Annotated in this window: 13 protein-coding genes; 2 read left to right on the forward strand and 11 right to left on the reverse strand. The window is 61.0% G+C overall.

Annotated elements, in window-relative coordinates; genetic code table 11:
* Positions 1 to 2: 2 nt before the first annotated feature.
* Together BFQ03_RS03140 and BFQ03_RS03145 are read right to left on the reverse strand one after the other, a co-directional pair.
* On the reverse strand, positions 3 to 596 hold the full coding sequence (locus BFQ03_RS03140; protein ID WP_065942458.1) for a hypothetical protein: 594 nt from the start codon (positions 594 to 596) through the stop codon (positions 3 to 5).
* Entirely contained in the window at positions 562 to 1,302 is a 741-nt protein-coding gene (locus BFQ03_RS03145; RefSeq protein ID WP_065942459.1) for an SURF1 family protein, read from the reverse strand. Before BFQ03_RS03145 ends, BFQ03_RS03140 begins: the two co-directional genes overlap by 35 nt.
* Positions 1,303 to 1,386: 84 nt before the next feature.
* On the opposite strand from BFQ03_RS03145, the gene BFQ03_RS03150 reads away from it, so the two are divergent.
* Positions 1,387 to 1,590 (forward strand): twin transmembrane helix small protein, encoded by a 204-nt coding sequence (locus tag BFQ03_RS03150; RefSeq protein WP_065942460.1) that lies wholly within the window; start codon positions 1,387 to 1,389, stop codon positions 1,588 to 1,590.
* A 5-nt stretch (positions 1,591 to 1,595) separates the two neighbouring features.
* Here the strand turns inward: BFQ03_RS03150 and BFQ03_RS03155 are convergent, their stop codons facing one another.
* From BFQ03_RS03155 to coxB, 4 genes are all read right to left on the reverse strand, one after another.
* Positions 1,596 to 2,483 carry a cytochrome c oxidase subunit 3 gene (locus BFQ03_RS03155; RefSeq protein ID WP_032862634.1) on the reverse strand — a complete coding sequence of 296 codons (888 nt, stop codon included), beginning with the start codon at positions 2,481 to 2,483 and terminating at the stop codon, positions 1,596 to 1,598.
* A gap of 34 nt (positions 2,484 to 2,517) precedes the next feature.
* Complete coding sequence (locus BFQ03_RS03160; protein ID WP_032862633.1) at positions 2,518 to 3,069, reverse strand: cytochrome c oxidase assembly protein; 552 nt, start codon at positions 3,067 to 3,069, stop codon at positions 2,518 to 2,520.
* A gap of 141 nt (positions 3,070 to 3,210) precedes the next feature.
* Complete coding sequence (gene ctaD / locus BFQ03_RS03165; RefSeq protein WP_029290313.1) at positions 3,211 to 4,800, reverse strand: cytochrome c oxidase subunit I; 1,590 nt, start codon at positions 4,798 to 4,800, stop codon at positions 3,211 to 3,213.
* A 58-nt stretch (positions 4,801 to 4,858) separates the two neighbouring features.
* A complete protein-coding gene (gene coxB, locus BFQ03_RS03170) occupies positions 4,859 to 5,986 on the reverse strand; it encodes a cytochrome c oxidase subunit II (protein ID WP_065942461.1) in 1,128 nt (375 codons plus the stop codon).
* Positions 5,987 to 6,353: 367 nt separating this feature from the next.
* On the opposite strand from coxB, the gene BFQ03_RS03175 reads away from it, so the two are divergent.
* Positions 6,354 to 7,001 carry a hypothetical protein gene (locus BFQ03_RS03175; protein WP_032862631.1) on the forward strand — a complete coding sequence of 216 codons (648 nt, stop codon included), beginning with the start codon at positions 6,354 to 6,356 and terminating at the stop codon, positions 6,999 to 7,001.
* A gap of 118 nt (positions 7,002 to 7,119) precedes the next feature.
* Here the strand turns inward: BFQ03_RS03175 and BFQ03_RS03180 are convergent, their stop codons facing one another.
* From BFQ03_RS03180 to BFQ03_RS03200, 5 genes are all read right to left on the reverse strand, one after another.
* Complete coding sequence (locus BFQ03_RS03180; protein ID WP_032857085.1) at positions 7,120 to 8,667, reverse strand: SulP family inorganic anion transporter; 1,548 nt, start codon at positions 8,665 to 8,667, stop codon at positions 7,120 to 7,122.
* 85 nt (positions 8,668 to 8,752) lie between these two features.
* Positions 8,753 to 9,484, reverse strand: a complete 732-nt coding sequence (locus tag BFQ03_RS03185) for a carbonic anhydrase (RefSeq protein ID WP_032857087.1) — start codon at positions 9,482 to 9,484, stop codon at positions 8,753 to 8,755.
* Positions 9,485 to 9,682: 198 nt separating this feature from the next.
* A complete protein-coding gene (locus BFQ03_RS03190) occupies positions 9,683 to 10,741 on the reverse strand; it encodes a PA0069 family radical SAM protein (RefSeq protein ID WP_032857088.1) in 1,059 nt (352 codons plus the stop codon).
* A 95-nt stretch (positions 10,742 to 10,836) separates the two neighbouring features.
* Positions 10,837 to 12,093, reverse strand: a complete 1,257-nt coding sequence (locus BFQ03_RS03195) for a cytochrome c (RefSeq protein WP_032857091.1) — start codon at positions 12,091 to 12,093, stop codon at positions 10,837 to 10,839.
* A 12-nt stretch (positions 12,094 to 12,105) separates the two neighbouring features.
* Complete coding sequence (locus BFQ03_RS03200) at positions 12,106 to 13,890, reverse strand: GMC family oxidoreductase (protein ID WP_032857092.1); 1,785 nt, start codon at positions 13,888 to 13,890, stop codon at positions 12,106 to 12,108.
* Between the last annotated feature and the right edge of the window lie 2 nt (positions 13,891 to 13,892).

Genomic DNA, 13,892 nt, shown 5'->3' on the forward strand with positions numbered 1-13,892 from the left:
CCTTATCCGATATTCGACAGTTTCAGCAGGTGGCGCAGGTCGTTGAGCAAGTCCTTGCCCTTGACCCGTGCGTCATAGCGCAGCACCAGGTTGCCGTGGGGGTCGACGATCCACAGCTGGGCATCGCCGGGCGCGGCAGCGTTTTGCTTGAAGGTCGGCAGGTCCAGGGGGAAACGCTGCAACTGCGGGTATTCGGCTTTCAGCTTGGTCTCGTATTCGGCGCTGACGGGCTGCGCGCTGGCCAAGGCATGACTGGCGCGGGACGCATCACGGCCCAGGCCGATCTGCAGTTGGCGCGCGAGGTAGACCAATTGCTGGCAATCGGCAGTGCAGGCCGCAGGCGCCGTCACCAACAGCTGCCAGCGGTCCTCGTCAGCCTGCACACCGATATCGGCACGGGTCTGGCCATTGCCGATCATCTCGCCGTGATCACTGCGATTGTCCGGCACCCAGAACTGCCACTTGTACATCAGGGTCGCCAGCACCATCGGGCCGATCACCATCATCAGGATCAGGATCAATTGCCAGCGCCCCTTGCGCCGGTTGGGCGCTGCTGGCGTATCAGACATGTTGAGTGGATTCATGGCCGCTCCCATGGTGCTTCTCCCTTGCGTTGTGCCATCCGAGGTAGAGGTAAAGACCCAGCAGCGCCAGCGCCATGGCAAACCACTGCACGGCATACCCCACGTGTTTTTCCGGCCCCATGGCCACTACCGACCACTGGGTTTCATAGGTCGCGGGGCCGGCTTCGGCCCGCAGTTCAAAGGCAAACCCGCTACGGTCCAACTCAGCCCAAAGCGCCTGTGGATGTAGCGCCGTCAACAAGCGCGGCCATTGCGCGGCTGCCGGGTCGGCATGCAACTGGAACGTCTCGCCTGGCGCGACATACACCCAGGCGTTGATGTTCAAAGGCTGGTCGGGCGTGGTGAAGGCCGGCGGCGTGCGTCGATCCGGCCACGCCAGCCAGCCTCGATTGAGCAACAGCCACTGGCCGCTGGCCTGGTCATGAAAGGGTTGCAGCAACTCGACGCCGGCCTTGCCGTCACGCATGCGGTTATCCAGTAATACGCTGTGCCTGGCGTCGAGCTGCCCGCGCAACTGCACCCGGCGAAAGGCCGGATCAGCCACCGCATCCAACTGTTCAACACTGATAGGCGGTGCCGCCCGGCGCTCGGCGTAACTCTGGAGCAGCGCCTGTTTTTCCTGGCCACGGGACAGTTGCCAGAAACCGAGAAACACCATCAACGGCAGCAGCACGAGCACCACCAGCGTCGGCGCAATCCCGGGGCGAAAGCGTTTCATGGCGTTGCCGCGAAGATCGATGCAGCGCTGGCTATACTGAATCTCATTGCCCGCCCCTCAAAAAAAGAGCCCTGGAGCCTGACCATGCTCAAAGCCGCTATTGCCCTGATGCTGATCGCTACCGTTGTGAGCCTGTTCAGTGGCTTGTTCTTTCTGGTCAAGGACGAAGGCCACTCCAATCGTCTTGTCACTGCCTTGACCGTGCGCGTGGTGCTGGCCGTGATTACCCTGGTGCTGATCACCTGGGGGTTCTTCAGCGGCCAGCTGGTGTCCCACGCGCCCTGGTAAACCCGCTACAGCACGTAGACAAAGAAAAACAAACCGATCCACACCACATCCACAAAGTGCCAATACCAACTGGCCGCCTCAAAGCCGAACTGGTGCTCGGCATTGAAATGCCCCTTGAGGATGCGCATCAGCATCACGAACAAAATAATCGTGCCGATGGTTACGTGGGCACCGTGGAACCCGGTCAACATGAAGAAGGTCGCGCCATACACCCCGGAGCCCAGGGTCAGGCCGAGCTCTTTATAGGCGTGGATATATTCCTCGGCCTGGAACCCGAGGAACGCCACCCCCAGCAACACGGTGAGCGCCAACCAGATTTTCAGCGCGCCGCGATGGCCCTTGCGCAAGGCGTGGTGGGCGATGGTGATGGTCACGCTGGAGCTCACCAGCAAGATGGTGTTGACCAGCGGCAAGCCCCACGGGCTGATGGTGCCTTCAGGCGCCGGGAACAGCTTGGGGTCCGGGTTGTTGAGCAACGGCCAGGCGAACTCGAAATTCGGCCACAGCATGTGCGCAATGCCCTTGGAGCCTTCACCGGCCAACCACGGCGCCGACAGATGCCGCACATAGAACAGCGCGCCGAAGAACGCGATAAAAAACATCACCTCGGAAAAGATGAACCAGGTCATGCCCCAGCGGAACGAGCGGTCCATCTGCGCGCTGTAGAGGCCGGCACGGCTTTCCTTGATCACTGCGCCAAACCAGCCAAACATCATGTAGGCCAGCAGCAGGCTGCCGACGAAAAAGATCAGCGGCCCGTGGGATTCCGGGCGCGCAGCCTTGAGGTCGTTGAACCACAATCCCAGGCCATACACGGTGATCAGCAGCCCAAACGTGGCAATTATTGGCCACTTGCTTTGCGCTGGTACGTAGTACGTATCATGAGTCGACATGTATCCGTTCTCCTAATCGAGCCCGCAGGCACGCCTAGCCGCCGGTATGGACAGCCACGGGCGGTTGGCGCGCAGTGATATCGAACAGCGTGTACGCCAGGGTCAAATGCTTCACATCCTTGGGCATGTCGCGATCGACAATGAAGCGCACCGGCATCTCGATGCGCTCCCCCGGCTGCAGCACTTGCTGGGTGAAGCAAAAACACTCGGTCTTGTGGAAGTACATCGCCGCTTCGGCCGGGGAAATACTCGGGATCGCCTGGGCCGTCATCGGCTTGTTGCTGGGGTTGAAGGCCACGAACACCATCTCGTTGACCGCGCCAGGGTTGACCACGATTTCGTCGGCCTTGGAGTGGAATTCCCAGACCATATCGATGGCATTGGTCGACAGGAACTGCACCCGCACCTGGCGCGACGGATCGACCACTTGCGAGCCTTCGTACTGCCCGGCGGTCTTGCCATTGATACCGAACGCCTTGCACATCACGTCGTAGATCGGCACCAGGGCAAAGCCAAAGGCGAACATCGCCAGCACCAGAATCAGCAGGCGCGTGACCAGGCGGTTGAGGGGCACGGAATCAGCCATGGCGCCCACCCCCGCGTGACGGTTCTGTAGGAGCGAGCTTGCTCGCGAAAAACCAGAGCGCGCCGCGTTTATCCAGGCAACCCGCGTTATCGTTCACGCCCTTCGCGAGCAAGCTCGCTCCTACAGGTGGGCGGCCGCTGTTCATTTGACCTCCGGCGGCGTGGTGAAGGTGTGGTACGGCGCCGGCGAAGGAATGCTCCACTCCAGCCCTTCGGCACCATCCCACGGCTTGGCCGGCGCCGGCTTGCCGCCACGGATGCACTTGATCACGATAAACAGGAAGAAAATCTGCGTGGCGCCAAACATGAAGGCGCCAATCGACGACACCATATTGAAGTCGGCGAACTGCAGGTTGTAGTCCGGCACCCGGCGCGGCATGCCGGCCAGCCCGACGAAATGCATCGGGAAGAACGCCATGTTCATCCCCACGAACGACAGCCAGAAATGCAGCTTGCCCAGGGTTTCGTCGTACATGTGGCCGGTCCATTTCGGCAGCCAGTAGTAGGCCGAGGCGAAGATCCCGAAGATCGCCCCAGGCACCAGTACGTAATGGAAGTGCGCCACCACAAAGTAGGTGTCGTGATACTGGAAATCCGCCGGGGCGATGGCCAGCATCAGCCCGGAAAAGCCGCCGATGGTGAACAGGATCACGAAGGCCACGGCAAACAGCATCGGCGTCTCGAAGGTCAGCGAGCCTTGCCACATGGTGCTGACCCAGTTGAACACCTTGACCCCGGTGGGCACGGCGATCAGCAACGTGGCGTACATGAAGAACAACTCGCCCACCAGCGGAATGCCCACCACGAACATATGGTGCGCCCACACGATAAACGACAGGAACGCGATGCTTGCCGTGGCGTAGACCATCGAGGTGTAGCCAAACAGCGGCTTGCGCGAGAAGGTCGGGATGATCGAACTGACAGCACCGAAGGCCGGCAGGATCATGATGTACACCTCGGGGTGGCCGAAGAACCAGAACACATGCTGGAACAATACCGGGTCACCACCACCGGCGGCGCTGAAGAAGCTGGTGCCGAAGTGGATATCCATCAGCATCATGGTCACGCAACCGGCCAGTACCGGCATCACCGCGATCAGCAAGAACGCGGTGATCAGCCAGGTCCAGACAAACAGCGGCATCTTCATCAAGGTCATGCCGGGCGCACGCAGGTTGAGGATGGTGGCGACCACGTTGATCGCGCCCATGATCGAGCTGATCCCCATCAGGTGGATGGCGAAGATAAAGAACGTCACGCTTTCCGGGGCATAGGTGGTGGAGAGCGGGGCGTAGAAGGTCCAGCCGAAATTCGGCCCGCCGCCCGGGGAAAACAGGGTCGAGACCAGCAGCAGGAACGCCGCCGGCAGCAGCCAGAAGCTGAAGTTGTTCATACGTGGCAAGGCCATGTCCGGCGCGCCGATCATCAGCGGGATCATCCAGTTGGCCAGGCCGACAAACGCCGGCATCACCGCGCCAAACACCATGATCAAGCCGTGCATGGTGGTCATCTGGTTGAAGAATGCCGGCTCGACGATCTGCAAACCTGGCTGGAACAACTCGGCCCGGATCACCATGGCGAACGAACCGCCGAGCAGGAACATGGCGAAGCTGAACCACAGGTACATGGTCCCGATATCTTTGTGGTTGGTGGTCAGCACCCAGCGCATCAAGCCCTTGGCGGGGCCGTGGGCGTGGTCAGCGGCATGACCGTGGTCGTCGATCACAGTGCTCATGGCCGTTCTCCTGCAAGCGGATGGGCGGGGCGGTTCAGGGCATACGCAATGAAGAGGTTCATTTGCTTTCCGCCTGTTTGATGGCCAGCACGTCTTTAGGCGTGACCATGTCGCCTTTGTTGTTGCCCCAGGCGTTGCGCTCGTAGGTCACGACCGCCGCAATATCGACTTCCGACAGCTGCTTGCCGAACGCCGCCATCGCGGTGCCGGGCTTGCCGTGGTAGACGATGCTCAGGTGATCTGCCGCAGGTCCGGTGGCGATTTTCGAGCCCTTGAGCGCCGGGAACATCGGCGGCAGGCCCTGGCCTTCGGCCTGGTGACAGGCCACGCAGGTGGTGTGGTAGACCTTGTCGCCACGCGCCACCAGCTCTTCAAGTGTCCACTCCTTGGAGGTCAGCTCCTTGAGCTTGGCAGCCTCGACCTTGCGCTCGCCGAGCCAGGTTTCGTAGTCGGCCTTGGACTTGACCTCGACTACGATGGGCATGAACCCGTGGTCCTTGCCGCACAGCTCTGCGCACTGGCCACGGTAGATGCCGGGCTTCTCGACCCGGGTCCAGGCCTCGTTGACGAAGCCGGGGATGGCATCGCGCTTGACCGCAAACGCTGGCACCCACCAGGAATGGATCACGTCGGCCGCGGTCACCAAAAAGCGCACCTTGGCGCCCACCGGCAGCACCAGCGGCTGGTCGACTTCCAGCAGGTAGTGTTCGCCCTTGATGGCCTTGTTCTGGATCTGCTCGGCGGGGGTGGCCAGGTTGCTGAAGAACTCGACGTCCTGGCCCAGGTATTTGTAGTGCCACTTCCACTGGTAGCCGGTGACCTGGATATCGATATCCGACTCACTGCTGTCGTAGATGTTGATCAGGGTCTTGGTCGCCGGAATGGCCATGGCGACGAGGATCAGCAGGGGCACGACGGTCCAGAGAATCTCGACCGTGGTACTTTCGTGGAACTTGGCCGCCACCTGGCCCGTAGAGCGTCGATGCACAATCATCGACCAGAACATGGCGCCAAACACGATGATGCCGATCACCACACAGATCCAGAAAATGGTCATGTGCAGGTCGAACACGGCGTGACTGACTTCAGTGGCCCCTGGTGCCATATTCACCGTCCAGGCGGCCTGCGCCTGGCTGAATACTGACCACAAGAGTAAGCCCATCCAAACATGTGGATGTCGCGTCATTGCGGGTTCCCCTTATCGTTCTTGTTATCCCGCCGGTTTGCACCTGCGGCCAAGGGGGCGGCTTCCAAACTGCTTACATCCGCCAAGCCTTGCCTGCCTAATGCAGTCGGGCGTCATCAGCTAATTACGTACAAACCCGAGTATAGACAGCGACTGCGACCCCGCAATGTGTGGGGGCAAATCAGTAAAAAGAGACGAACGGCGCTAGCCGGCCAGCATATTCAGGGCCTATCCGACGAACGATGGCATTTCGATATAACAGCGGCGCATAACCATGAAATAATTATGACAAATGCGTCTTAGGGGCTCGTATAAACGAGCTACCTTATGCAGTCCCCTTTCCTACGCCCGTATTCCTGGAGCTTTCATGAACACCGCCGCATTGCGCGAGCAGATTTCCCGTGCCCATCAACATGAAGCGTCCACCGGCCAATTGGCTAAACAACTGGACGCTCAGTTACCCCACCTGCACTCGGCCATTTCCCTGGCCGAGGGTGATCGTAATGCCGTGATGACGCGTTTCGTCACCGCCTACATCGATCAGGTCCCGGACCTGCTGGATGCCGCCAACGACGTGGCCCGGGAAGCCGGGATTGAAAGCCAGATCAAGCCGGTGCTGAAAATCGCCGAGCATTTCTTTCTCCAGCCGCCCGCCATCCTGGCGGCTCATGAAGGCCTGAACGGCCTGCTGGACGAAGCCTACCTGGCCCACCGGCTGGTAGAAGAAGTAAACGATCTGTATATCAAGCATTTCGGCCAGCCGTTGATTCCTGCGGACACCACCGTGGCCAACGTGATTGCCCACCAACTGATCGGTGAAGATTTCGCCAATCAGCTGGACGAGGCCGTGCACCTGGCGGTGGATGAAATGCTCAATGAAGAGAGCTTCGCCCTGGAGTCCGTCGAAGCCTATCGCGAGCAACTCAAAAGCCCGGCAACGGAAGCCGCGTGGAAGCGCTGGCCGTGCCTGTCGCGCCAGTTGGGTGTGGAGTTGGAGCTGGATCAGCCGGCCTGAGTTTTCCTGCCTGACATAGAACAAATGTGGGAGCGGGCTTGCTCGCGAATGCGGTGTGTCAGCCAAGTAGCTGGTGACTGACACTACGCCTTCGCGAGCAAGCCCGCTCCCACATTTTTTAGCCGGTTTCGTCAGCCAACTGCGGGGCAGAGCCGATCCGGGTCGTGGTGCGTATCCGGCCTTCCAACCGACGCTTCAACCCGCGCGCCTCGATCACCAACTTCGAGCCCTTGGCCGCATTGGCCCGCCCCCATTCCTCCAGCAACTCCAGGCACGAATGATCCACATAGCTCAGGTTATTGAGCGGCACATGCACGGTGCTTCCCGCCGGCACTGTCGCCAGTACCTGGGTCAATGCGGGCACCTTGAGAAAGGTCGCCGCGCCTATCAACCGCAACTCCATTTCACCGTCCTGGGGCAAGTCGATCAGGCTGATTTTCAAGCGCGAAGCCTTCCACGCCAGTTTCACCAGGGTCAGGCCGAAGCCCACCAGCACACCCGTCAGCAAGTCGGTGAAGATGATCGCCAAGGCCGTGGCAGCGTAGGTGAACATCGGCATCCGACCATAGCGCGCCAGGCCACGGAACGCCTTGAGGTCCACCAGCTTGATCCCGGTGTACACCAGCACACCCGCCAGGCTCGCCACCGGAATGCTTTGCAGCACGCTCGACAGTAGCAGCACGAAGGCCAGCAGCCAGAGGCCGTGGAACATCGCCGACAGACGCGTGGTTGCGCCCGCCTGGACGTTGGCCGAACTGCGCACGATCACCCCCGTCATGGGCAGTGCACCCACCAGCCCGCAGAGCATGTTGCCTACACCCTGGGCAGACAATTCCTTGTCGAAGTCCGAGCGCTGGCCGTTGTGCATCCGATCCACAGCCGCCGCCGAGAGCAAGGTTTCGGCACTGGCAATAAAGGCCACCGCGAAAGCAGCGATCAGCAGGTTGGGGTCGGCCAGGTTCAGCAGGTCGCTGGGGCGGAGCCAGTCGATGGCATCGGCGAGGTTTTCTGGCACTTCCACGCGCTTGACCTGCAAGGCCAGCAGCAGGCTGGCTGCTGTCGCCAGGCCGACACCCAGCAACGCACCCGGTACAAAACGCAGTTTTTGCGGACGAAATTTATCCCACAACCACATCACCAGAATCGTCGATAACCCCAGCAGACCGGCTTGCCAGCCGAGACTGGGAATGGCCTGGGCCACTGCTGCGGGGAAGCCAGCAAGGTTATCCAGCCCAGACGGCTTGGGCGCGCCATCGAGCATCACATGCATTTGCGACAGGACAATCAACACCCCAATCCCCGCCAACATGCCATAGACCACTGCCGGCGCCGTCACCCGGAACCAACAACCCAGGCGCAGGCGCCCGGCCACCAATTGCAGGAAGCCCGCCAACAGCAGGATCGGCCCGAGCATAAGCATGCCGTGTTGGCGCACCAGCTCGAACACCAGCACCGCCAGGCCGGCCGCCGGGCCGCTGACTTGCAGGGGTGAACCGGCCAGCCAGCCCACCACCAGGCCACCAATGATCCCGGTGATCAGGCCCTTGGCCGGTGGCATACCCGATGCGATGGCGATCCCCATGCACAAGGGCAAGGCCACCAGAAACACCACCACCGAAGCCAACAGCTCCCGTGGCAGCACTGTTTTTAATTGAGCTGCACGCATGATGACTCTCCCGAGGCATTCGCCGGGCATGGCAAGGCCTGGCTGCATCCATGGCAGCCATCGCGTTACCCGGCAGGGGAATGTGTTAGAAGCGCGCTTTTGGCGTCGCCGAAGGGATTGGCCCGACGCCGTTCAACGGCAGGAACGTGGCCTGGTCAGCATCGTAGGCTTTGATTTCGCTGGTCTCGATGTTGTAGATCCAGCCATGGATAAACAAATGACCGTTGGCCATGCGCGAGGCCACGGAAGGGTGGGTGCGCAAATGTTGCAGCTGGGCAATGACGTTTTCTTCCGTCAACACCTGCATGCTTTCACCTTCGTTGGCGCAGTCGCAGTTGTCCTGGACCATGGTCTTGGCAACTTCGGCGTGGCGCAGCCAGGCTTTGACCGTGGGCATTTTTTCCAGGCTCTGGGGGTTGAGCACCGCCCGCATCGCGCCACAATCGGAGTGGCCGCACACAATGATGTGCTGCACGCCCAGGGCCAATACCGCGTACTCGATGGCCGTGGAAACACCGCCGTTCATCTGCCCATAAGGCGGTACGACGTTGCCCACATTACGGGTCACGAACAGGTCGCCTGGGGAGCTGTGGGTGATCAGCTCGGGAACAATGCGCGAATCGGCACAGGTGATAAACATCGCTCGTGGGCTCTGGGCCGTGGCGAGTTTCTTGAAGAGTTCTTCCTGCTGGGGAAAGACCTCGTTATGGAAATGCAAAAAGCCGTCAACGATGTGCTGCAGCGCTGCACCGGCAGACTCCGCCTCGTAAGGGGCTGAAGCCGACGCAGCCAACGGCTGTTTATCCTTGTCACTCATGATTCATCCTCTTGTTGGCGCAGGAGAGTTTTGCAGTTCAGCTCGACGCACGATTCGTAGCGCCGACCCATGGGTCACTCGATAAACAAGGTAGCTGCCGAAACTTAACTCAAACTGAATGAACCGCTCTAGCTCGCTGCTTTCAGTGATGTCAAAACGCGACCACCCTCGCCGGGCTACCCACGTATTTGTGTCAGTCTACAACAAAGCCAGCTGCCTGCCGGGTGGACAGAATGCACTGCAATCGAGGTTGTACCCTTCCCGCCGATCGAGCCCCAAGCGCTTGATCGCCTTGGCAAATCGCTGTGCCAGCAGATCAGCAAACGGCCCCTCGCCGCGCATGCGTACACCGAAGCGGCTGTCGTAGACTTCACCACCACGCACCTGGCGCACCAGGCTCATCACATGGGCGGCCCGTTGCGGGTAATGGGCCGCCAACCACTCCTCGAACAGCGGCGCCACTTCAAGGGGCAGGCGCAGCATCATATAGGCCGCGCTCTGTGCGCCGGCAGCATGAGCCTCGGCCAGCAGGCTTTCCAGCTCGCTGTCGTTGATCATTGGAATCATCGGCGAACACAGCACGCCCACCGGGATGCCCGCCTCGCGCATCACCCGGATCGCCCGCAGGCGCGCCTTGGGCGCCGCCGTGCGCGGTTCCAGGATACGCTTGAGCTCATCGTCCAGGCTGGTGAGGCTGATCATCACCGCCACCAGCCGCTGCCGGGCCAGCTCGGTGAGCAGGTCAAGGTCACGCAGGATCAGCGAGCCCTTGGTCACGATGGTCACCGGGTGACGATAGCGCAACAGCACTTGCAAGATTTGCCGGGTGATCTTGTACTCGCGCTCGATGGGCTGGTATGGATCCGTGTTGGAACCCAGGTTGATCGGTGCACAGGTATAGCCGGGCTTGGACAGTTGCTGCTCCAGCACATCGGCGGCGTTGGTCTTGGCAATCAGTTTGGTTTCGAAATCCAGGCCCGGGGACATGTCCCAATAGGCGTGGCTGGGCCGCGCATAACAATAAATGCACCCATGCTCACACCCCCGGTAAGGGTTGATCGAGCGGTCGAACGGCAGGTCCGGCGAGGTGTTGCGGGTGATGATGGTCTTCGCCGTCTCGATGCGCACTTCGGTGCCCTGGGTCGGCGGGACTTCCTGATACCAGCCGTCATCCTCGGTCACGCTCACCGTGGGTGCGAAGCGATTATGCAGGTTGGTGGCGGTGCCTCGCCCGCGCGGCGGCAGAGGAGTGGACATAAAAGCACCTCGATACTGTTTTTATATACAGTATCGAGGCGCAGCGCATCTGACCAGTGCCATTGGGCGGCAAACGCCAAATCAGAACCTGCTCGTCACTCGCTGTGGTTTTTGCGCAAGTCTGCCACATCGCTGGCCTTGACCGGCGCCCCCTGGTTACCCCAACTGCCGCGAATGAAGCTGACCACCTGCGCCACTTCCTGATCCGACAGCCGCCAGGCAAACGCCGGCATCGTGAAGGTGGAAGGCGCGGCGTGAGTAGCCGGCAGGGTGCCGCCATGCAACACAATATTGATCAGCGACGTGGCATCGGCCGTCTGCAACACCGGGTTGCCCGCCAGCGCCGGGAACACCCGGGTGTAGCCATGGCCATCGGTACGATGGCAGGCCGCGCAGTTGTCGATATACACCGCAGCGCCCGGCTGGCTGTCATCGCCCTTCCACAGCGCCTCGGCCACCTGTTTGTCGTACTGATGCGGCTGATCCTCGGGGTCCACCGCCGGCAGGCTCTTGAGGTAACGGGCGATAGCCGTCAGGTCATCTTCCGACATGTACTGCATGCTGTGGACGACCACATCGCTCATGCCGCCAAACACCGCGCTGCGATCACTGCGACCGGTCTTGAGGAATTGCACCAGTTGCTCTTCGCTCCAACTGCCCAGGCCGTCCTTGTGGTCGCCGCGCAGGCTTTTGGCGATCCAGCCTTCCAACGGCGCACTGCCGGACAGGAACGCCGCACCTTCAGACGCACTCAGGGCCTTTTCCTGCATGGTCAGGGCCCGAGGCGTGTGGCAGGCGCCACAGTGGCCGAGACCTTCCACCAGGTAGGCGCCACGGCTGATCACCGGGTCGGCACCGGCCTGGGCCTGATAGCCCGCCACCTCGGGTGCGAACATCCAGCGCCATGCAGCCAGCGGCCAACGCATGCTCAGAGGCCAGGGAATATCGCTGTCCTGGTTCTGCTGGGCGACCGGCTCCACACCTTTCATGAAGTACGCATACAACGCCTGCATATCGGTTTCGCTGACACGTGCGTAAGACGGGTAGGGCATCGCCGGGTAAAGCGTACTACCGTTTTTGGCGACACCGTGGCGCACGGCCTTGTCGAAGTCTTCAAAGCTGTAGTCCCCCAGGCCGCTTTTGTCCGGGGTGATGTTGGTGGAGTAGATCACGCCGATCGGGGTTTCCATCGGCAGGCCACCGGCAAACGGCTTGCCGCCCTTGGCGGTGTGGCAGGCCACGCAGTCGCCGGCGCGGGCCAGGTATTCGCCTTGTTTGATCAGATCCGTTTGCGCGGCGCTCACCGAGCAACTGCTGATCAGGGCCAGGGTCGCGATAACAAATGCTTTCATGGTCGTCGCTCCTTATGCCTGAACCAGCGGGCCGGGGTTCTTGAGGTATTGCTCGCGAATCGCCCGGGCCGACCAGTAGGTCAGCGCAGCCACCAGGCCCGTAGGGTTGTAGCCCAGCCCTTGTGGGAAAGCTGATGCGCCCGGCACAAACACGTTGTGAACATCCCAGCACTGCAAATAGCGGTTCACAGCACTGGTTTTCGGGTCGGTGCCCATGATCGCGCCGCCGTTGAGGTGGGTAGTCTGGTAGGACGCAGTGTTGAAGTGTTCGCCGACTTTTTTGCCGAACACGGCAATCGCCTTGGGGTTCATCGCTTCGGCGATCTTGCCCATTTTCTCGACCATGAAGCGGTTCATCTTGATGTCGTTTTCCTGCCAGTCGAAGGTCATGCGCAGCAGCGGCAGGCCGTAGGCATCACGGTACACCGGGTCCAGATCGAGGTAGTTGCCCCGGTAGGATTGATGGGCGCCGTGGGCGTCCATCGACACCTGGTGGGTGTAGTAATCGGCCGTGGCGCGCTTCCACGCGCTGCCCCAGGCCGGTGTACCCGGCGGGTTGGAGGTGCCGGCAATCGGCCGGCTGCCCGCCTGGTTGACCCACATCGGCGAGCCGCCGACGAAACCGTGGGGCCCATGATCGAAGTTGTCGGCGTTGAAGTCGTCCACCGCCACGCCATTGCCGCCAGCGCCGATGAAGTTGTTGGTGTGCACGTCTTTGTCGAAGTAGGCCTTGATGGTGGCCATGTTCTGGTAGGCGAAGTTCTTGCCCACCACCCCTTCGCCAGTGATCGGGTCGTAGGGTTTGCCAATGCCCGAGAGCAGCATCAGGCGCACGTTGTGGAACTGGAACGCGCCGAGAATCACCAGGTCTGCCGGTTGCTCGATCTCGCGGCCCTGGGCGTCGATATAGGTCACGCCGGTAGCCTTGCGCTTGGTGCTGTCGAGATTGACCTTGAGTACGTGGGAATTGGGCCGCAGCTCAAAGTTCGGCACCTGGCGCAACGCCGGCAGGATGTTCACGTTGGGCGATGCTTTGGAGTACATGTAGCAGACATAGCCGCTGCAAAATCCGCAGAAATTGCACGGCCCCATCTGCGCGCCGTAGGGGTTGGTGTAGGGCCCTGATGTATTGGCCGAAGGCAGGTTGTAGGGCTTGTAGCCCACATCGGCGGCGGCCTTCTGGAACAGCTGCGCCGAGTAGGTATTTTTCTGCGACTCCAGTGGGAAATGGCTGGAGCGATCCGGCGCGTAAGGGTTGCCGCCCTTGCCTTCACCCACCCGTTGGCCTTTCACGGTCCAGGCCTGGCCGGAGGTGCCGAAGACTTTTTCGGCGTAGTCAAAGAACGGTTCCAGCTCTTCGTAGCTGACGCCGAAGTCCTGGATGGTCATGTCCTTGGGTATGAAGTTTTTGCCGTAGCGCTCTTCGTAGTGGCTGCGCATGCGCAGCTCGATGGGATCGACCCGAAAATGCACGCCCGACCAGTGCAGGCCCGCGCCGCCCACGCCGTTACCCGGCAGAAAGGCGCCCAACTGGCGGTTGGGCAAGGCGATGTCATTCACGCTATGGCGAATGGTCACGGTTTCCTTGGAGACGTCCTGGAAGAGTTTCTTACGCACGCTGTAGGTCAGTTCATCGATCACTTGCGGGTAATTACCGTCCGGGTAAGTGTCCTGCATCGGGCCGCGCTCCAGCGCTACCACGTGCAAGCCCGCTTCGGTCAACTCCTTGGCCATGATCGCGCCGGTCCAGCCGAAGCCGACAATGACTGCATCCACTTTCTTCATGATGGTCGCCACGT

Origin of the sequence: Pseudomonas sp. 25 R 14, from assembly GCF_900004755.1 — a bacterium.
Lineage (GTDB): Bacteria > Pseudomonadota > Gammaproteobacteria > Pseudomonadales > Pseudomonadaceae > Aquipseudomonas > Aquipseudomonas brenneri.

Coding starts and splice junctions, on each gene's coding strand:
- ctaD (WP_029290313.1), bottom strand. CDS start 4,800: ATGAGCACTGTGATCGACGACCACGGTCATGCCGCTGACCACGCCCAC.
- BFQ03_RS03190 (WP_032857088.1), bottom strand. CDS start 10,741: ATGTCCACTCCTCTGCCGCCGCGCGGGCGAGGCACCGCCACCAACCTG.
- BFQ03_RS03150 (WP_065942460.1), top strand. CDS start 1,387: ATGCTCAAAGCCGCTATTGCCCTGATGCTGATCGCTACCGTTGTGAGC.
- BFQ03_RS03140 (WP_065942458.1), bottom strand. CDS start 596: ATGGGAGCGGCCATGAATCCACTCAACATGTCTGATACGCCAGCAGCG.
- BFQ03_RS03160 (WP_032862633.1), bottom strand. CDS start 3,069: ATGGCTGATTCCGTGCCCCTCAACCGCCTGGTCACGCGCCTGCTGATT.
- BFQ03_RS03155 (WP_032862634.1), bottom strand. CDS start 2,483: ATGTCGACTCATGATACGTACTACGTACCAGCGCAAAGCAAGTGGCCA.
- BFQ03_RS03185 (WP_032857087.1), bottom strand. CDS start 9,484: ATGAGTGACAAGGATAAACAGCCGTTGGCTGCGTCGGCTTCAGCCCCT.
- BFQ03_RS03195 (WP_032857091.1), bottom strand. CDS start 12,093: ATGAAAGCATTTGTTATCGCGACCCTGGCCCTGATCAGCAGTTGCTCG.
- coxB (WP_065942461.1), bottom strand. CDS start 5,986: ATGACGCGACATCCACATGTTTGGATGGGCTTACTCTTGTGGTCAGTA.
- BFQ03_RS03175 (WP_032862631.1), top strand. CDS start 6,354: ATGAACACCGCCGCATTGCGCGAGCAGATTTCCCGTGCCCATCAACAT.
- BFQ03_RS03145 (WP_065942459.1), bottom strand. CDS start 1,302: ATGAAACGCTTTCGCCCCGGGATTGCGCCGACGCTGGTGGTGCTCGTG.
- BFQ03_RS03180 (WP_032857085.1), bottom strand. CDS start 8,667: ATGCGTGCAGCTCAATTAAAAACAGTGCTGCCACGGGAGCTGTTGGCT.